19 protein-coding genes are annotated in these 18,254 nt (G+C 63.4%); 15 read left to right on the forward strand and 4 right to left on the reverse strand.

The features are described from left to right. Window positions 1-2: 2 nt before the first annotated feature. The 3 genes from KY494_RS01030 to KY494_RS01040 are packed head-to-tail and all read right to left on the reverse strand — an operon-like array spanning window position 3 to window position 1,702. A complete protein-coding gene (locus tag KY494_RS01030; RefSeq protein WP_219891423.1) occupies window positions 3-401 on the reverse strand; it encodes an ATP-binding protein in 399 nt (132 codons plus the stop codon). A gap of 58 nt (window positions 402-459) precedes the next feature. Continuing rightward, the gene (locus KY494_RS01035; RefSeq protein WP_219889529.1) at window positions 460-816 is read right to left on the reverse strand and encodes an STAS domain-containing protein; all 357 of its coding nucleotides are present in this window, start codon (window positions 814-816) and stop codon (window positions 460-462) included. 7 nt (window positions 817-823) lie between these two features. Continuing rightward, window positions 824-1,702 carry an STAS domain-containing protein gene (locus KY494_RS01040; protein ID WP_375143451.1) on the reverse strand — a complete coding sequence of 293 codons (879 nt, stop codon included), beginning with the start codon at window positions 1,700-1,702 and terminating at the stop codon, window positions 824-826. Between the two features lie 227 nt (window positions 1,703-1,929). Between KY494_RS01040 and KY494_RS01045 the strand changes: the two genes are divergently transcribed. The 4 genes from KY494_RS01045 to KY494_RS01060 all read left to right on the forward strand — a co-directional run bounded on the left by KY494_RS01045 (window position 1,930) and on the right by KY494_RS01060 (window position 5,674). Then, window positions 1,930-2,343, forward strand: a complete 414-nt coding sequence (locus KY494_RS01045; protein WP_219889531.1) for a hemerythrin domain-containing protein — start codon at window positions 1,930-1,932, stop codon at window positions 2,341-2,343. A 31-nt stretch (window positions 2,344-2,374) separates the two neighbouring features. Further along, window positions 2,375-3,556 (forward strand): NO-inducible flavohemoprotein, encoded by a 1,182-nt coding sequence (gene hmpA / locus KY494_RS01050; protein WP_219889532.1) that lies wholly within the window; start codon window positions 2,375-2,377, stop codon window positions 3,554-3,556. 127 nt (window positions 3,557-3,683) lie between these two features. Then, entirely contained in the window at window positions 3,684-3,992 is a 309-nt protein-coding gene (locus KY494_RS01055) for a DUF485 domain-containing protein (protein ID WP_219134250.1), read from the forward strand. Between the two features lie 14 nt (window positions 3,993-4,006). Then, window positions 4,007-5,674: a cation acetate symporter gene (locus tag KY494_RS01060; RefSeq protein WP_219891424.1), complete on the forward strand. Its 1,668-nt coding sequence runs from the start codon at window positions 4,007-4,009 to the stop codon at window positions 5,672-5,674. A 66-nt stretch (window positions 5,675-5,740) separates the two neighbouring features. Here KY494_RS01060 and KY494_RS01065 read toward each other — a convergent pair whose 3' ends face one another. Further along, the gene (locus KY494_RS01065; protein WP_219889533.1) at window positions 5,741-6,196 is read right to left on the reverse strand and encodes an Rrf2 family transcriptional regulator; all 456 of its coding nucleotides are present in this window, start codon (window positions 6,194-6,196) and stop codon (window positions 5,741-5,743) included. A 32-nt stretch (window positions 6,197-6,228) separates the two neighbouring features. On the opposite strand from KY494_RS01065, the gene KY494_RS01070 reads away from it, so the two are divergent. The 11 genes from KY494_RS01070 to KY494_RS01120 all read left to right on the forward strand — a co-directional run bounded on the left by KY494_RS01070 (window position 6,229) and on the right by KY494_RS01120 (window position 18,169). Further along, complete coding sequence (locus tag KY494_RS01070; RefSeq protein ID WP_219889534.1) at window positions 6,229-6,453, forward strand: hypothetical protein; 225 nt, start codon at window positions 6,229-6,231, stop codon at window positions 6,451-6,453. 98 nt (window positions 6,454-6,551) lie between these two features. Beyond that, a complete protein-coding gene (ppc, locus tag KY494_RS01075) occupies window positions 6,552-9,305 on the forward strand; it encodes a phosphoenolpyruvate carboxylase (protein WP_219889535.1) in 2,754 nt (917 codons plus the stop codon). 99 nt (window positions 9,306-9,404) lie between these two features. After that, the gene (gene gap, locus KY494_RS01080) at window positions 9,405-10,415 is read left to right on the forward strand and encodes a type I glyceraldehyde-3-phosphate dehydrogenase (protein WP_219889536.1); all 1,011 of its coding nucleotides are present in this window, start codon (window positions 9,405-9,407) and stop codon (window positions 10,413-10,415) included. Between the two features lie 86 nt (window positions 10,416-10,501). After that, window positions 10,502-11,962, forward strand: coding sequence for a pyruvate kinase (gene pyk, locus KY494_RS01085; RefSeq protein WP_219889537.1), 1,461 nt, complete (start codon window positions 10,502-10,504; stop codon window positions 11,960-11,962). 109 nt (window positions 11,963-12,071) lie between these two features. Continuing rightward, the gene (locus tag KY494_RS01090) at window positions 12,072-12,245 is read left to right on the forward strand and encodes a hypothetical protein (protein WP_219889538.1); all 174 of its coding nucleotides are present in this window, start codon (window positions 12,072-12,074) and stop codon (window positions 12,243-12,245) included. 61 nt (window positions 12,246-12,306) lie between these two features. Then, entirely contained in the window at window positions 12,307-12,783 is a 477-nt protein-coding gene (locus KY494_RS01095; RefSeq protein ID WP_219889539.1) for a DUF3617 family protein, read from the forward strand. Window positions 12,784-12,919: 136 nt separating this feature from the next. Beyond that, window positions 12,920-13,426: a sigma-70 family RNA polymerase sigma factor gene (locus KY494_RS01100; RefSeq protein ID WP_219889540.1), complete on the forward strand. Its 507-nt coding sequence runs from the start codon at window positions 12,920-12,922 to the stop codon at window positions 13,424-13,426. Then, complete coding sequence (locus KY494_RS01105; RefSeq protein ID WP_219889541.1) at window positions 13,423-14,391, forward strand: FecR domain-containing protein; 969 nt, start codon at window positions 13,423-13,425, stop codon at window positions 14,389-14,391. The genes KY494_RS01100 and KY494_RS01105 overlap by 4 nt, the downstream gene beginning before the upstream one ends. 221 nt (window positions 14,392-14,612) lie before the next feature. After that, window positions 14,613-17,072, forward strand: coding sequence for a TonB-dependent siderophore receptor (locus tag KY494_RS01110; protein WP_258194579.1), 2,460 nt, complete (start codon window positions 14,613-14,615; stop codon window positions 17,070-17,072). A 75-nt stretch (window positions 17,073-17,147) separates the two neighbouring features. Continuing rightward, window positions 17,148-17,516 carry a hypothetical protein gene (locus KY494_RS01115; RefSeq protein ID WP_219134258.1) on the forward strand — a complete coding sequence of 123 codons (369 nt, stop codon included), beginning with the start codon at window positions 17,148-17,150 and terminating at the stop codon, window positions 17,514-17,516. Further along, complete coding sequence (locus tag KY494_RS01120) at window positions 17,483-18,169, forward strand: hypothetical protein (protein ID WP_219889542.1); 687 nt, start codon at window positions 17,483-17,485, stop codon at window positions 18,167-18,169. The genes KY494_RS01115 and KY494_RS01120 overlap by 34 nt, the downstream gene beginning before the upstream one ends. The last annotated feature ends 85 nt before the right edge of the window (window positions 18,170-18,254 follow it).

An 18,254-nucleotide genomic window follows, 5' to 3' on the forward strand; every position in this document is an offset into this window, starting at 1 on the left:
GTTCAAAACAGCTTCCATTTCGCGATGGTGACGGTGGTGCCCGCGCCGGGCGCCGTGTCGATGTGAAAGGCGTCGGCCAGGCGCTTGGCGCCGCCCAGCCCCAGTCCCAGCCCGCCGCCGCTGGTATAGCCATCGGTCAGCGCCAGGGCAATATCGTCGATGCCCGGTCCCGCGTCGACAAAGCGCAGTTCCAGGCCCTGGCGCGCGCCATCGCTGACGCGCGCGATGCGCGCTGCGCCGCCACCGCCGTAGCGCAGCGTGTTGCGCGCCAGTTCGCTGGCCGCCGTGATGATCTTGGTCTGTTCGATCAGGCCAAACCCCATGGCGACCATGCTGTCGCGCACCTGCTTGCGCAGCCGCACGACGTCTTCGTCGCTGTGCAGGGGCAGGATCTGCTGCATTTGCCGCACGGCGGCCTGCGCCCGCTCCTGTGCCTGCGCGCCTAGCACGGCGCCCCCGTCATGCGCCGCCCCATTCGAGCAGCTTGATGCCCCGTTCCACGTTGAGCGCCGTGCTCACGCCTTCCAGGGTCAGCCCCAGTTCCACCAGGGTGATGGCGACGGCCGGCTGCATGCCGACGACCACCGTGCGTGCGTCGAGGATTTTCGCCATCGCCGCCGTGTTGCTGATCATGCGGCCGATGAAGGAATCGACGATGTCGAGCGCGGAAATGTCGATCAGCACGCCGGTGGCGCGGTCCGTCACGATGCGCGTGCTCAGGTCGTCCTGCAGGGTCATCGCCAGGCGGTCGTGCATGTCCACCTGGATCGTCACCAGCAACAGCCGGCCCATGCGTAAAATGGGGATTCTTTCCATAGGCGCCTCAGTGTTGTTGCTGCTGGCAGGTGATGCTGGAACCCGTGCGTTTCAGGGCCACGACGAAGGCGTCGGCCAGGGTGGCCTTGGTCATCACGTCTTCCAGGTTGACGCCCAGGTGCACGATGGTTTGCGCGATCTGCGGGCGGATGCCGCTGATGATGCAGTCGGCGCCCATCAGGCGCGCGGCGGCGATGGTTTTCAGCAGGTGCTGCGCCACCAGCGTGTCGACGGTGGGCACGCCCGTGATGTCGATGATGGCGATCAGGGCGCCCGTGTCGACGATCTTTTGCAGCAGGCTTTCCATCACCACCTGCGTGCGGGCGCTGTCGAGGGTGCCGATCAGGGGCAGGGCCAGCACGTTTTGCCACAGCTGCACCACGGGCGTGGACAGTTCCAGCAATTCCTGCTGCTGGCGCAAGATCACCTGTTCGCGCGCCTTCTGGTAGATGGCGATGGTCAGCAGGCCCAGTTCGTCGAACAATTTGCTGGTGCTGACGATGGCGTCGCCCAACTGCTCCGGCTGCGCCGTGATTTGCTTGCGCAGGTAGGCGAACAGGGGCTCCTTGAGGGAAAACATGAAGCTGGCCGTGTCGATCGGCGAATAGCCCTGGCGCACGCGCGTCTGTGATATTTCAGCGATCAGCTGGCGCGTATCGTCCCAGGCGCCGCCTTCGATGTCGAACGAGTCGCCGCTTGCCAGCGCGCCCGCCAGCAGCGGCAGCAATTGCGCTGCCTGCTGGCGCAGCTCGTTTTCGGCGATCTTGTCGCGCCGCACCAGGCGGGCGATCAGGCCGGCCATCCAGCCGTCCAGCAGTTCCGTGTGGTGCTCGTTGATAATGGCCGCCAGTTGCTGCGCCTGGCCCGTGTCCGTCTTGATATTCATGCTCATCCTTGGCTGGAGTGGAGGGTGCGGCACGGCCGCAAACGGGCACGCGCTGTGATGAATAAATTATAGGCAGACGTGGCTTTAGCCTGTGTTCTGTGCCGCACATAGTGGCGCATGTCGATATACATTTCTATGGGAAACACTGGCACCATTAAAGATGCATGTAATTTGCATGTTTAAGCGGATTCCGCTACACTGGCAGCACTCAACAAGAGAAACACGCCATGAATATCGACAAATTCAAACAGCAGCACCTGGCCATCCTGGCCTCCATCGATGACTTGCGCCGGCTGGCGCGCGGCGGTGTCGCCGCGCAGGCGCAGGCCATTGCCGAACAGATCATCGCCATGAGCGGCTTGATCAAGCTGCACCTGGCCGTCGAGCAGCGCTACCTGTATCCGGCCGCGCAGGCGTGCGGCGTGGCCAAGGTGGCCCAGCTGGGCCGCCAGTACGAAAACGAGATGCACGGCATCGCCGGCGCCTACCTCGATTTTGCCGGCCGCTGGAATACGCCCGTGCGCCTGGCGGCCGAGCCGGATGCCTTCCGCAGCGAAGCCAATACCGTGCTGCACGCGCTGTTCCAGCGCATGCGGCGCGAAGACCACGAGCTGTATCCAGCCGTTGAAACGCTGGCTTGAGACCGCTTACTAATACACACAGGAGTTTTACATGCTGACCCAAGAACAACGCGCCATCATCACGGCCACCGTCCCCATCCTCGAACAGGGCGGCGAAGCGCTGACGCGCCACTTCTACAAAAATCTGTTCCGCGACCATCCCGAAGTGCTGCCGTACTTTAACCAGGCGCACCAGCACAGCGGCGACCAGCAGCGCGCGTTGGCGAATGGCGTGCTGATGTACGCCAAGCACATCGATCAGCTGGCAGCGCTGGGCGACCTGGTGGCCACCATCGTCAACAAGCACGTGGCCTTGCAGATCCGCGCCGAGCACTATCCGCTGGTGGGCGCCAGCCTGCTGCAAGCGATCCGCGAAGTGCTGGGCGAAGAAGTCGCCAGCGACGCCGTCATCGATGCCTGGGGCGCGGCCTACGGCCAGCTGGCCGACATCCTGGCCGGCGAAGAAGGGCGCATCTACAAGGCGCAGGCGGCCGCACCGGGCGGCTGGAGCGGCGCGCGCGATTTTCTGGTGCAAAGCAAGGTCGTGGAAAGCGGCGAGATCACCTCCTTCCTGATGGCGCCCGCCGATGGCCAGCCCGTGCTCGACTTTGCGCCAGGCCAGTATATCGGCGTGCTGGCCACGGTCGATGGCGTGCCCATGCGCCGCCAGTACTCGTTGTCGGCCGCCAGCAATGGCCAGACCTACCGCATCAGCGTCAAGCGCGAAGAGGGCGGCAAGGTGTCGAATTTCTTCCACGACCACGTGCAGGCGGGCGACACCGTGCAGCTGACGCCGCCATCGGGCGACTTCGTGCTGACGGAGGGCGACAAGCCGCTGGTGCTGATCAGCGGCGGTGTGGGCATCACGCCGACCCTGGCCATGCTGACGGCGGCCCTGCGCGGCAAGCGTCCCGTGCATTTCATCCACGCGGCGCGCAACCAGGGCGTGCATGCGTTCCGCGCGCAGATCGATGAACTGGCCGCGCGGCACCCACAATTGAAACGCTATTACTGCTACGCGGAACATGGCGGCGCGCAAGATGCGCCGGACGCCGTCGGCCTGCTGAATAAAGAGCAGCTCAATGACTGGCTGCCAGCCTCGCGCGACGTCGACGCCTACTTCCTGGGGCCGCAGCCATTCATGCGGGCCGTCAAGCAATACCTGCGCGAACTGGGCGTGCCGGAACGGCAGACGCACCATGAATTCTTCGGACCGGCCGCCGCGCTGAACTGACCTTGTCTGACTTGTGTTGCTTCTGCGAGAAAAAACCGTTGCCGTAAGGGGCGGGTAAGCCTCGCGCTGTACTGTGAATCCAAGCTCGCACAAAAGAGCAGGCTTTTACATAACAGGAGGCAACACCATGCATGACGATCTGGTACAAAAACTCAAGAGTGATCCCAATTATCATCGGCTGGTCAGGGTGCGTTCGCGCTTCGGCTGGGCGCTGACGGGCCTGATGATGCTGGTGTATTACGGCTACATCCTGCTGATCGCCTTCGACAAGGAATTCCTTGCCACTAAAACGGGCACCGGCGTGATGACCTGGGGCATGCCGATCGGCCTGTTCGTCATCGTGTTTACCGTGGTGATCACCGGCATTTATGTGCGCCGCGCCAACAAGCAATTCGACGACCTGACCAGCGCCATCCAGGCACGGGTGCAAGCATGAACCGCGCCCCATCGATGCAACGCACATTTTCCTGCCTGGCAGCCCTGACCTTGCTGGCGAGCGCCAGCAACAGCGTGCTGGCGGCCGGCGCCGACCTGGGCCAGGCAGTCAAGCAACCCACCAACTGGACGGCGATCACCATGTTCGCCGTCTTCGTCATCTTCACCCTGTTCGTCACCAAATGGGCGGCCAAGAAGACCAAGTCGGCCTCCGATTTCTACACGGCCGGCGGCGGCATCACGGGCTTCCAGAATGGCCTGGCCATCGCGGGCGACTATATGTCGGCGGCATCTTTCCTCGGCATTTCCGCCGCCGTCTTCCTCAACGGCTATGACGGCCTGATCTATGCCATCGGTTTTCTCGTCGGCTGGCCCATCATCACCTTCCTGATGGCCGAGCGCTTGCGCAACCTGGGCCGCTACACCTTTGCCGATGTGGCCGCCTACCGCTTCAAGCAGGCGCCGATCCGCATTTTCTCGGCTTCCGGCACCCTCGTCGTGGTGGCCTTTTACCTGATCGCGCAGATGGTGGGCGCGGGCCAGCTGATCAAGCTGCTGTTCGGCCTGGAGTACTGGATCGCCGTCGTCCTGGTTGGCACATTGATGATGATTTACGTGCTGTTTGGCGGCATGACGGCCACCACCTGGGTGCAGATCATCAAGGCCGTCATGCTGCTGGGCGGCGCCACCTTCATGGCCGTTGCCGTGCTGGCGCAATTTAACTTCAGCCCGGAAGCGCTGTTCGCCAAGTCGGTGGACGTGCACGCCGCCAAGGAAGCCATCATGGGCCCCGGTTCCTTCATCAAGGACCCGATCTCGGCCATCTCCTTCGGCATGGCGCTGATGTTCGGTACGGCCGGCTTGCCGCACATCCTGATGCGTTTCTTCACGGTGCCGAGCGCCAAGGAAGCGCGCAAATCCGTGTTCTGGGCCACCACCTGGATCGCCTACTTCTACATCCTGACCTTCATCATCGGTTTTGGCGCCATCGTGCTGGTGAGCACCAATCCCGAGTTCAAGGATGCTGCCGGCAAGCTGCTGGGCGGTAACAACATGGCGGCCGTGCATCTGGCCAAGGCTGTGGGCGGCAATGTCTTCCTCGGCTTCATGTCGGCGGTCGCGTTTGCCACCATCCTGGCCGTCGTGGCCGGTTTGACCCTGTCGGGCGCGTCGGCCGTGTCGCACGATCTGTATGCCACCGTCATCAAGAAGGGCAAGGCCACGGGCGCGAACGAATTGAAAGTGTCGCGCGTGACCACCATCATCCTGGGCATCATCGCCGTGGTGCTGGGCATCGCGTTTGAAAAGCAGAACATCGCTTTCATGGTCTCGCTGGCTTTCGCGATTGCCGCTTCTGCCAACTTCCCCGTGCTGTTCATGTCGGTGCTGTGGAAAGACTGCACCACGCGGGGCGCCACCATCGGCGGCTTCCTGGGCTTGACCACGGCCGTCGCGCTGACGGTGGTGTCGAAGTCCGTGTGGGTCGACGTGCTCGGTCATCCGGCGGCGCTGTTCCCGTATGCCTCGCCGGCGCTGTTCTCGATGACGGCAGGCTTTGTCGGCATCTGGCTGTTCTCGGTGCTCGACAAGAGCCCCCGCGCACGCATCGACCGCGCCGGCTACGAAGCGCAGCAAATGCGTTCGGAGACAGGCATCGGCGCCTCCGGTGCCAGCGCGCATTGATGGTGTAGTTAGTTACTGAAGGAAACAATGCCCGGCTTGCCGGGCATTGTTGTTTTTGGCGCGCGCTTACTTCGCCACGCGCAGCGGAATCACGCCCGCCGCCAGCGCCGGCGCGCCCGGCGTCGCTTCGAGTATCGATGTCAGGGTCACCGTGTCGAGCACGGCCAGGAAGGCGGCCGTGGCCTGGCCCAGCTTGGCTTTCAGCAGGCAATCGGGCGTCAGCGGGCAGGTATTGTTTTCCTTGTTAAAACATTCCGCCATGAAAAAATCGTTTTCCGTCTCGCGCACCACCGTGCCGATATTGATCTCGGCCGGGTCGCGCGCCAGACGCAGGCCGCCATTCCTCCCACGCACCGTTTCCACGATGCCTGACAGGCCCAGCTGGTGCACCACCTTCATCAGGTGATTCTTGGAAATCGCATGCAGGTCGGCGATGTCCTGGATGGTCACGAGCCGGTCGCGGTGCACGCCCAGATACATCAGGGTGCGCAGGGTGTAGTCGGTATAGGCAGTCAGTCGCATGGGGTTCACTTATAAAGATGTGGATTACATCCTTGTTTCAAGCCGCCAGCATACAGGAGAGTGCCTGGCCATCGCCACAGCCATGTGACTTGCGCCGTCACTTTTCAGCCTGGAAAGACAAATTTGGTTGCCTTTCGCTTAAATGCGTAGTAAATTTTCATATTGTTGCCCTGCTAAACAGCGCGCAAGCCCTTAATGGCCCTTTTGACGTGGATTTTATTGATGAAAATCAAGAGGATGGTGAGACAGTAAGGTAAATTTACTACAAAATGGATGATGGGCGTTTCCCGGGTCGGGAAGCGCGTACTACGCAATCTGTGCGGTGCCGCCGTGGCCGCCCCAGGAAATGAATACCATGCAAATGAATGAAGTGAAAGACGAGCTGCTGAGCAGCGATATCCGCCAGCTGGGCCGTCTGCTGGGCGACGCCATCCGCAACCACCTGGGCGACCCCGCCTTCGAGCGCATCGAGCATGTGCGCCAGCTGGCCATCCGTTTCCGCCGCGACAATGACGAAGCGGCGCGCGCGCAGCTGTCGGACGCGCTGCAAGCGCTGTCGCAGGAAGAAACCACGCAATTGACGCGCGCTTTCAGCTATTTCTCGCTGCTGGCCAACATTGCGGAAGATCAACACCACATCCGCCGCACGCGTGCCCATCTGATCGCCGGTTCGCCGCCGCGCCAGGGTAGCCTCAGCCATGCCGTCGGCAACGTGTTTGACGCGGGCAAGGCCGATGCGCTGGAAACCTTCTTTGAAGATGCCTTCGTCAGCCCCGTGTTCACGGCGCATCCGACGGAAGTGCAGCGCAAGAGCATTCAGAATTGCCAGATGGCCATCGCCCGCCTGTTGAGCGAGCGCGACCGCGTGCAAATGACGCCGGAAGAGGCGGAGCAAAACGAAGAAGCGCTGGGACGTGGCATCGTCACCCTGTGGCAGACGCGTTTGTTGCGCACCAGCAAGCTGTCCGTCATGGATGAAGTGGCCAATGGCCTGTCGTTCTACGACCACACGATCTTGCGCGAATTGCCGAAATTGTATTCCTCGCTGGAAACCATGCTGGCCCAGCGCGATGCCCGCTGGGAAGATGCGGAATTGCCCAATTTCATGAAGGTCGGCAGCTGGATAGGCGGCGACCGCGACGGCAACCCGTTTGTCACGGCCGACATCCTGCGCAGCACCCTGCAAACGCAGGCCGACAAGGTGCTCGATTTCTACCTCGGTGAATTGCGCAAGCTCGCTTCGCAACTGTCCTTGGCGCAAATCCTGAACGCCTGCAGCGAGCCGCTGCGCGCGCTGGCCGAACGCTCGGCCGATGCGTCGCCGCACCGCGTCGATGAACCGTACCGCCGCGCCCTGCACGGCATCCATGCGCGCCTGGAGGCCACGCGCGTGGTGCTATCTGGCAAGGGTAAGCAAGCGGACGGCGTACAGCCCTACGCGGCGGCGTTTGAGCTGCTGGCCGACCTGGACGTGGTCCAGCATTCGCTCGTCAGCAATGGCTTGCGCGCGCTGGCGCGGGGCCGGCTGCGCCAGCTGCGCCGCGCCGTCAAGGTCTTCGGCTTTTCGCTGGCGCCGCTGGACTTGCGCCAGAACTCCGACGTGCACGAGCGCGTCGTGGGCGAACTGTTCGCGGGCGCCCAGCCGGGCCTGGCCTACCTGGACCTCGATGAAGAGCAGCGCATCAGCTTGCTGCTGGCCGAACTGGAATCGCCACGCCTGCTGGCGTCGCCGTATGCGCAGTACTCCGAGGAAACGACGTCCGAACTCGACATCTTCCGCGCCGTGCGCGAGGCCCACGTCAAATATGGCCGTGAATCGGTGCCGAACTGCATCATCTCGAAGGCGGCCAGCGTCTCGGACTTGCTGGAAGTGGCGCTGCTGCTGAAAGAAGTGGGCTTGCTGCGCCAGGACAGCCGCGAAGTGGATGTCAACATCATTCCCCTGTTCGAAACGATCGACGACTTGCGCGCCGGCCCCGCCATCATGGCGCGCGCCTTCGGCTTGCCGTTCTACCGGGGTTTGCTGGCGTCGCGCGCGGACCAGCAGGAAGTCATGCTCGGCTATTCGGACAGCAACAAGGACGGTGGCTTCTTGACCTCCGGCTGGGAACTCTACAAGGCCGAGATCGAGCTGGTGACGGTGTTTAAGGAATATCAGATCAAGCTGCGCTTGTTCCACGGCCGCGGCGGTTCCGTGGGACGTGGTGGCGGCCCCAGCTATGAAGCCATCCTGGCCCAGCCGGCTGGCGCCGTGCAGGGACAGATCCGCCTGACGGAGCAGGGCGAAGTCATCACGGCCAAGTATGCGAACCCGGAAGTAGGGCGCCGCAACCTGGAAGTGCTGGTGGCCGCCACCATCCAGTCGACCCTGCTGCCGCAGGCGCAGCTGCAGCCGAAGGCCTCGGCCGGCGCGGGCCACCTGGCCGCCATGGAAGAGCTGTCCGGCACGGCCCTGAACGCCTACCGCGACCTGGTGTACGGCACGGACGGCTTCGAACAGTATTTCTGGGAATCGACGGTGATCGCGGAAATTGCCGCGCTGAACATCGGCAGCCGTCCCGCCTCGCGCAAGAAATCGACCTCGATCGAGGATTTGCGCGCCATTCCCTGGGTCTTGAGCTGGGCCCAATGCCGCTTGATGCTGCCGGGCTGGTTCGGTTTCGGTTCCGCCGTGCAAGCCTACCTGGCCGCCCATCCGGCCGATGGCGCCGACGTGCTGCGCGGCATGTACACGGATTGGCCCTTCTTCACGTCCTTGCTGTCGAACATGGATATGGTGCTGGCCAAGAGCGACATCGCCATCGCCGGCAAGTATGCGGAACTGGTCAAGGACAAGGCCTTGCGCGAGGCCATCTTTACACGCATCCGCGCCGAATACGCGGCCACCTTGGACGCCTTGAAACTGATCACGGGCCAGGAAGAGTTGCAGCAAGCCAATCCGCTGATGCAGCGCTCGATACGCAACCGTTTCCCGTATATCGACCCGCTCAACCACGTGCAGGTGGAGCTGTTGAAACGTTTCCGCGAAGGCAAGCAGGATGCGGCGGCGCGCACGGGCATTCATTTGTCGATCAATGGCATCGCGGCAGGTTTGAGGAATAGTGGTTGATTCTTTTTAACCCAACGGCAAATGCTGGGATCGGACCTTAAGGTCTGACCCCGGATTTTGCACCTGGGTTGGTTCTAAGCAAAACAACAAGGAGACAGCATGACCATCAAAGTTGCCATCAATGGCTATGGCCGCATCGGCCGCAATGTCTTGCGCGCGTTTTATGAAGGCGGCAAGCAGCAAGATATCGAGATCGTCGCCATCAATGACCTGGGCGACGCGAAGTCGAATGCGCATTTGACGCGCTACGACACGGTGCACGGCAAGTTTCCCGGCGTCGTCACTATCGATGGCGAGAACATGCTCGTCAATGGAGACCGCATCCGCGTCTTCGCGCAGCGCGACCCGGCCCTGATTCCGTGGGGCGAACTCGGTGTCGACGTGGTGCTCGAATGCACGGGTTTCTTCACCACCAAGGAAAAAGCCTCGGCCCACCTGAAGGGCGGCGCGAAAAAAGTCATCATTTCCGCGCCGGGCGGCAAGGACGTGGACGCCACCATCGTGTTCGGCGTCAACCAGCACGTGCTGAAAGCTTCGGACACGGTCATCTCGAATGCCTCGTGCACGACGAATTGCCTCGCGCCACTGGTCAAACCGCTCAACGACGCCATCGGCATCGAATCAGGCCTGATGACCACCGTGCACGCCTACACGAACGACCAGGTACTGTCCGACGTGATGCACGAAGACTTGCGCCGCGCCCGCTCGGCCACGCATTCGATGATCCCCACCAAGACGGGTGCGGCGGCCGCCGTCGGCCTGGTCTTGCCTGAATTGAACGGCAAGCTGGACGGTTTCGCCATCCGCGTGCCGACGATTAACGTCTCGCTGGTTGACCTGTCCTTCATCGCCAAGCGCGACACGACGGTCGATGAAGTCAATGCTCTGCTGAAAGCGGCGTCGGAAGGGGCGCTGAAGGGCATTTTGACGTACCAGACGGAACCGCTCGTTTCCATCGACTTCAATCACAACCCCGCGTCGTCGAACTTCGATTCGACCCTGACCAAGGTCTCGGGTCGCCTCGTGAAGGTGTCGTCGTGGTACGACAACGAGTGGGGCTTCTCGAACCGCATGCTCGACACGACGGTCGCCCTGATGGCGGCCAAGTAACAAGAACCACCGCTGATCCAGCGCACCAGGACGGCCGGCCCACAAGGCTGGCTCTTGTAGCAACTCATTATAGAAAGCAGCACACCATGACCATGCAAGTACAGCAACGCGCCACCAAGATCGTTTCCACCATCGGCCCCGCTTCGAACGATATCGATACCCTGGTCCGCATGTTCAAGGCCGGCGTCGACGTCGTGCGCCTGAACTTTTCGCATGGCAAGGCGCAAGACCATATCGACCGCGCCCGCATGGTGCGCGAAGCGGCAGCCCTGTGCGGCCGCGAAGTGGCCATCATGGCCGACTTGCAAGGCCCGAAGATTCGCGTCGGCAAGTTTGAAGAAGGCAAGATTTTCCTGGAAAACGGCATGAAGTTCATCCTCGACGCGAAATGGGGCGAAAAGGGCGAGCTGGGCAACCTGGAACGCTGCGGCCTCGACTACAAGGAATTGCCGCGCGACTTGCGCACGGCTGACGTGTTGTTGCTGAACGATGGCCTGATCGTGCTGACGGTCGACAAGGTCGTCGGCAGCGAAATCCACACGACCGTGAAAATCGGCGGCGAGTTGTCGAACAACAAGGGCATCAACCGCCAGGGCGGCGGCCTGTCCGCGCCGGCCCTGACGGCGAAAGACATGGAAGACGTCAAGACGGCGATGAGTTTCCAGGCCGATTACGTGGCCGTGTCGTTCCCGAAAAACGCCACGGACATGGTGATGGCGCGCCAGCTGGCCAATATCGCCGGCGAAGCGTGGGATCACAAGCCGATGATGATCGCCAAGATCGAGCGGGCGGAAGCCATTCCGGCGCTGCAAGAGATTCTCGACGCCTCCGACGGCATCATGGTGGCGCGCGGCGACCTGGCGGTCGAGGTGGGCAATGCGGCCGTGCCGGCCTTGCAAAAGCGCATGATCAAGATGGCGCGCGCGTCGAACAAGCTGGCGATCACGGCCACGCAGATGATGGAATCGATGATCGTCAACGCCGTGCCGACGCGCGCGGAAGTGTCCGACGTTGCCAATGCCGTGCTCGATGGCACGGACGCCGTCATGACGTCGGCGGAAACGGCCTCGGGCCGCTACCCGATCGAGACGGTGGAAGCGATGGCCGCCATCTGCCTGGACGCGGAAAAATGGGATACCTGCAAGCTGGACGCCGATTTCCTCAACGCCACGTTCTCGCGCATCGACCAGTCGATCGCCTACGGCGCCCTGTTTACGGCCCACCACCTGCGCGTGAAAGCCATCGCCACCCTGACGGAATCGGGTTCCACGGCCCTGTGGATGAGCCGTTGCAACATCGACATCCCCATCGTCGCGCTGACGCCGAGCGTAGGCACGCGCCGCAAGCTGGCCCTGTACCGCAACGTCAGCACCCTGGAATTGACGTCCGGCACGGACCGCGACAAGGTCTTGCAGCAGGCGGAAGATTTGCTGCTGGAACATAAGGTCGTGACCAAGGGCGACACGGTCGTACTGACCTGGGGCGAGCCGATGGGCAAGGTGGGCGGCACGAATGCGCTGAAAATCATGAAGATCGGCCAGCACTGACCGTATTGCTGGCCGCCAGGCGCAATGGCAGACGCCCAATCTGCCATTGCGGTGGCCGCATTTCCGTGTCAGCATGGTTTTCCTGCCTGCCAAGGCGCATCTGGAGTGCATGATGACCGAATACCTGCCTGCCTTGATCTGGTCGCTGTCGGCTTTCGCCTGCCTCTTCATTGCCAAACGCCGCTCCTTGAAAACAACGTCTGTCAGGGCCATCATGGTGGTGCTCCTGGGGCCGTTAGCCATTCCCTTCGTGCTGGCCGCCAGGCCCGGGATACACGGCTAAGCGTGCGGCCTGCGCGCGTTCTTCTTTGCTATATTTAAACTTTTAGCTAAAAGGAATGCCCATGAAACGCAGCGCGACCTTGTTCCTGATGAGTATTTTTTGCGCCGCCGCGTCCGTCTCGGCCGCGGAACCGGTGCAGCGTTTGCAGCGCGCCACGGGGCTGTGGAAAGTGACGCCCGCCACCTCGCCGTTTTCCTGGGAAATCTGCGTTGATCAGCAACGCGACCGTCTGATCGACGACGACTTGTGGAGCGATTTCGAACACGAATGCCAGATCGCGTCGCAAAGCCGCCAGGGCGACAGCTACACTTTCCAGTCCAGCTGTCCAGGCGCCAGGCTGGCCGGCAGTTTCAAGGGCGACCTGGCCAAGGCGTACACCCTGACCGCCGACACCACCATCGAACTGAACGGCAAGACCGAGGTGCAGCGCACGGAATTGGCGGGCGTATTCCTCGGTGCTTGCCCGGCAGGGCTGGCGCCGGGCGCGAAGAAAATGCGTGGCGGCATGGTGATGAAGAGCTTGTATATCAACCGATAAGCGCTGGCAACCGCGCTGAAACAACGGTTTCCAGCGATAGGCAGGCACCGGCATTGACGCCGGAGGCAAGGATTTGTGATAGTGAGAATTATTATCAATTAGTCGCGCCTTGCCTTGCGCGCATCGGAGTCCCCTAGTGAATACTGCGCAGTCCAGCGAGTCGATAGCAGGCATCTACAGCAGCCACCACGGCTGGCTGATGCGCTGGCTGCGCGCCAAGCTGCGGTGCGCCGACCATGCGGCCGATTTGGCGCAGGACACCTTCGTGCGCCTGCTGACGGCGCCGCCCGAGGGCCGGCAGAGCCTGCGCGAACCGCGCGCCTATCTCACCACCGTGGCGCAGCGCCTGCTGATCGACCATTACCGGCGCCTGTCGCTGGAGCAGGCGTGGCTGGAAACCCTGGCGCAGCAGCCCGATCTGCTGATGCAGTCTCCTGAAGAGCGCTTGCTGGTACTGGAGGCCTTGCAGCGCATCGATGCCATGCTCGACGGTTTGCCGCCGCTGGTGCGCAGCGCTTTTTTGCTGGCCCACGTGGACGGCCTTGCGTACGGGGAAATCGCCCGGCGCCTGGCCGTGAGCGAGCGCAGCATCAAGCGCTACATGGTGCAGGCGTTCGAGCGCTGCATCCTCCTGATCCTGTGAACGCCGCGATCGACCCACGCGCCGCCCGCGCGGCGGCGCAATGGCTGGTGCGCCTGCACGGCGGCGCCTTGACTCCAGATGAGCAGCAAGCGTTCCAGGCCTGGCGCGCCAGCGATCCCGCGCATGCAGCGGCCTGGCAGCGGGCCGAGCTGGTGTGCGGCACCCTGGCCAGCGTGCCGTCCGCGCTGCGCCAGACGGCGGAGGCGGCGCCGAAGTCGCCGCAGCGGCGTGCCGTGCTCTACGGCCTGGCGGGGCTGATCGCGGCCGGGCCGGCGCTGTGGCTGGCCAGCCAGTCGGCGCCCTGGCAAGCATGGCGCGCCACTATCCGCACGGCCAGGGGCGAAATCCGCCACATGACATTGCCGGATGGCACGCAACTGGTGCTCAATACGGACACGGCCATCGACGTGCGCTTTGACGGCGCGGCGCGGCTGGTGGTCTTGCATGCGGGCGAGCTCCACGTCGCCACGGCGCACGACGGGGCCGTGCCCGCACGCCCTTTCCTCGTGCGCAGCAGCAATGGCAGCGTGCGCGCGCTGGGTACGCGCTTCAGCGTGCGCCAGGGCGGCAGCGTGCTGGCGCCGCGCACGCAGGTCAGTGTGAGCGAGGGGGCCGTCGAGATCCTGCCGGCGCAAGCGCCCGACGCCTTGCGCCGGGTCAATGCGGGCCGGCAGGGCAGTTTCGATGATCGTGCCGTTTCCTCCTTGTCGCCGCTGACGCCGCATGCTGCCGGCTGGCTGCAGGGTGTGCTGATCGCCGAGCGCATGCCGCTGGGCGAGGTGCTGGCCCAGGTGGCGCGCTATCGCTACGGCGTGCTGCGCTGCGATCCGGCGCTCGCAGCCATGCCCGTGGACGGCATTTTCCAGCTGAACGACCCGGACAACATCCTGCTCTTGCTGCAACATTCCTTGCCGATCCGGCTGGCGCACCGCACGCGCTACTGGATCAGTGTCGAGGCGGCTTGAGATTGTCGGCTTACGCATGGCCTTGCCACGCTAAGCCGACCTACGCCTGTCGGGTATGGTAGGTCGGCTTAGCCCGCAGGGCGTAAGCCGACGTGCTCCAATTTACTTCTTGCCTGTCCCTTTTTTCGGATTGCTTCGTCATACAAGGTAGAGAACGAACAATCCGAACCATCGAAAGGGTCCACATGGCTTTGCAGTACCGCAGCTTGACAACAGCACGCATGACGCTCCATCCCACCACCGGCGCCGTGCGCGCCGCGCTGGTCCTGTTCCTCGCCGTGGGCGCGGCCGGCGCCGGTTTGCCGCACATGGCGCTGGCGGCCGAGTCCCGCCCGGCCGCCAACTTGCGCGATTACAGTATTCCCGCCGGCAGCCTGCGCGATGCGCTGGCCTCGTTTGCCATCGCCGCCGGCGTCAACCTGTCCACGCAGGGCGTGGCGCTGGACGGCCTGGCGACGCCGGGCTTGCAGGGCCGCCATGGCGTCGCGGCCGGTTTGCAAAAACTGCTGCAGGGCAGCGGCCTCGAAGTGCTTGAAAACGGCAATGGCAATTACTTGTTGCGTAAAATCAATATCAGTACGGCCGATGGCGGCCTCGACAGCATGCCCGCCGTGATCGTCAGTGCCGAGGCGGACCGCGCCACGGAAGGCACGGGGCTATACACGTCGAGGAGTCTGTCGACGGCCACGGGGCTGAATCTGTCGCAGCGCCACACGCCGCAAACGGTCAGCGTGATGTCGCGCCAGCAAATGGAAGATTTCGATCTGACCACCTTGCAGGATGTGGCGCGCGCCACGCCCGGCCTGTATGGCAAGACGCAGGGCGTATCCGACCAGGAAACCACGTATTTTGCGCGCGGTTTTGCCTTGAGCCACGTGAATGTCGATGGCTTGCCGCTCGATGTGACGGGTTTCAATGAGCGCAACGTTTCGGCCGACATGCTGATGTACGACCGCGTGGAAGTGGTGCGCGGCGCCACCGGGTTGATGGAAGGGGCGGGCGCGCCGTCGGGCAGCATCAACATGATACGCAAGCGCCCCGCGGCCACGCCCCTGTTGAACGCGTCCGCCCACCTGGGCAGCTGGAAGGACCGGCAATTGACGGTCGATGCCAGCAATGCCCTGAATGACTCGGGCAGCCTGCGCGGCAGAGTGGCGGCCAGCTGGCGCGACAGCGACAGCTTTGTCGACGTGGTCAACCATACCAATGGCACCGTGTATGCGATTTTGGAGGCGGACCTGACGCCGTCGACCACGGCCGGCATCGGTTTTTCGCGCCAGCACAGCCGCACCGACGGCGTGTTCGTCGGCTTGCCGACCTTGCCCGACGGCCGCCACACGGACTTGCCCCGCTCGACTTTCCTGAACAATGCCGACTCGTTCCAGAAACGCGACAACAACGTCGTCTTCGCCGACCTGGAAACGCAGCTGGAGAAGGGCTGGCGCAGCCGCTTCGCCATCACGCGCATCGATGCCTCATCCTCGACGCGCAATACCACCAACAGCCGTGTCGATGGCGAAACGTATCTGCTGGAACAGTCTGAAACGGGCTGGAAGTACAACACGCAACAAGTGGTGGCCGACTGGCGCTTGAGCGGCCCCGTCACCTGGTTCGGCCGCCAGCATGACGTCATCGTCGGCGCCAGCTACCGCCATGACGATTCGGACGCGGGCCAGAGCTGGGACGGTGCGGGAAAGCGCGTGTTCGATCTGCGCCAGTGGAATCCCCGCGCCTACCCGATGCGCGGCGCGCCGTTCGAGCCCTACAACTGGGGCCGCAAGACGGACGAGAAGGGCATTTATGCGGCCGGCAACTTCAGCCTGGCCGATCCGCTGCGCCTGGTGCTGGGCGGGCGCTTCGGCTGGTATGCGCAGGATGTCACGGGCTGGTATTCCACCAATCCGACGTGGCGCCGCGACCTGACGGAAAACGCGAAGTTTACGCCGTACGCGGGTCTGGTCTACGACCTGGACGCGCACCATTCCGTGTATGCGAGCGGCACGCAGATCTTCCAGCCGCAAAGCGTGCTCGATGTCAAGGGCAATACCTTGCCGCCGTTGAGCGGCACCAACCTGGAAGTGGGCGTCAAGGGAGAGTATTTTGGCGGCAGGCTCAATGCCAGCGGCGCCCTGTTCCGCATCAAGCAGAATAACCGTGCCATGGCCGATGAAGTCAATTGTCCCACGGGCGGCGCCATCTACTGCGCCCGCGCGGTCGGGCAGGTAAAAAGTGAAGGCGTCGACTTGCAGTTGTCGGGCTCGCCTCTGCCGGGCTGGCAGATCGCGGGCGGCTACACCTATGTGCTGGCCAAGTACACGAAAGACAGCGTGGCGGCGAATATCGGCCAGCGCATCGCCACGGATGAGCCGAAGCAATTGTTCAAGCTGTACACGACGGTGCAGCTGGGCGGCAGCCTGGCGCGCTGGAATCTGGGCGCCTCCGTGACCGCGCAGGACAAGATTTACCGGAGCGACACGGCTTACCTGACGCAGCAGGGCGGCTACGCCATCGTCGGCCTGACGGCCGGCTACCGCCTCAGCGAGCAGCTGCAACTGCGCGTGAGTGTCGACAACGTGCTCGATCGCCGCTACTACCAGGGCCTCGGCTATGCCTGGTCGGGCGGGCTGGAACGCTACGGCGCGCCGCGCAGCGTGCTGCTGTCCCTGAATTACAAGCTGTAGCGGCTGCGCCAGCGGAGCGCGTCCGGGCGGGCGCCTCTGCTACACTGCCGCCGTCTTCACTTTCACACTGCTCCCATGTCCGCCACGCCAGTCCTGACGCCCCTGAAAAGCGCTTTCCAGCAATCGCGCACCGAGAATAACATCGAGCTGATCCTGCCCGAACTGCTGGCCGCGCAATTGCACGTCGTCATCGGCGGGCAGAGCGAGCAGATCGACCTGTTTCTCGTGCCGTCGCCGAACCCGGAGCGCCAGTGCGTGACGGTGGCGGAAGACCCGGCCTTCCTGGACGGCATCGCGTTTCCCAAGATTCCCGTCACGGGCGCGCAGCTGATCGCGTCGATTCCGCCCGAGATCGAGATCGTTATCCTGCATGGCGATGGCGCCAACTACCTGACGCGCGAGCAACTGGCGTGGTTCCGCCGCATGCTGGCACCAGCCGCTTGAGCGGCATTCCCGCCGCGCCTTGCAAGCCGGCGCGCGCCGAATGGATCCGCTTTTCACCGGCCGACGATGCCAGCTCGCATGCGGCGATGATGGTCAATCTGCGTCCCGTGCTGTGGCGCAGCGTGCTGCTGGGCGGCTGCGCCCTGATCCTCGCCTTTGTCCTGCAAGCCGTCTGGCGCGACGTGTCGTACGCGGGCGAGGTGGTGCTGTTGCTCCTGCCGGCGCTGGTCGCCTGGATCGTCGGCCTGGTCCTGCTGCCGGATCGCAATCTGTCTTTTCATGTCGAGCTCAACGACGCCGGCCTGTTGCTGCGCCGGGTGGCGCGGCGTCTGCCCGGCCATGAGAAGACGCTGCAGCTGGCGCCGCGGCAGATACGCGCGCTCGAGGTGGTCAGCTATGCGGGCCCGGTCGATGTCTACCGCGGCGGGCCGCCGATGGCGCGCCTGGAGCTGCTGCTGCACACGACCCTCAAGGACTGCCCGCTGATCCGCGTGGTGGGCATGGATTTGCCCGTGCCGCAGCGCTGGTCGTTGCGGCAGATCAAGGACGAGCTGAGCCGCCGTTGTACGCTGGCCGGCATCCCCGTGGCCGTGCGGGCCGGTCCCTCCTATCAGTCATCTTCCGCGATACGCGCGCAGTGGCCGCCCGCCTGAGCGGCGGGGCCTTGTCGCATCAGGGCTGCAGAATATTATCTTTATTGCTATGATATTGCTGAAGTCCTATGAATATTTTCGCAAA

The organism is Janthinobacterium sp. PAMC25594 (assembly GCF_019443505.1).
In the GTDB taxonomy this organism is placed as follows: Bacteria; Pseudomonadota; Gammaproteobacteria; order Burkholderiales; family Burkholderiaceae_D; genus Janthinobacterium.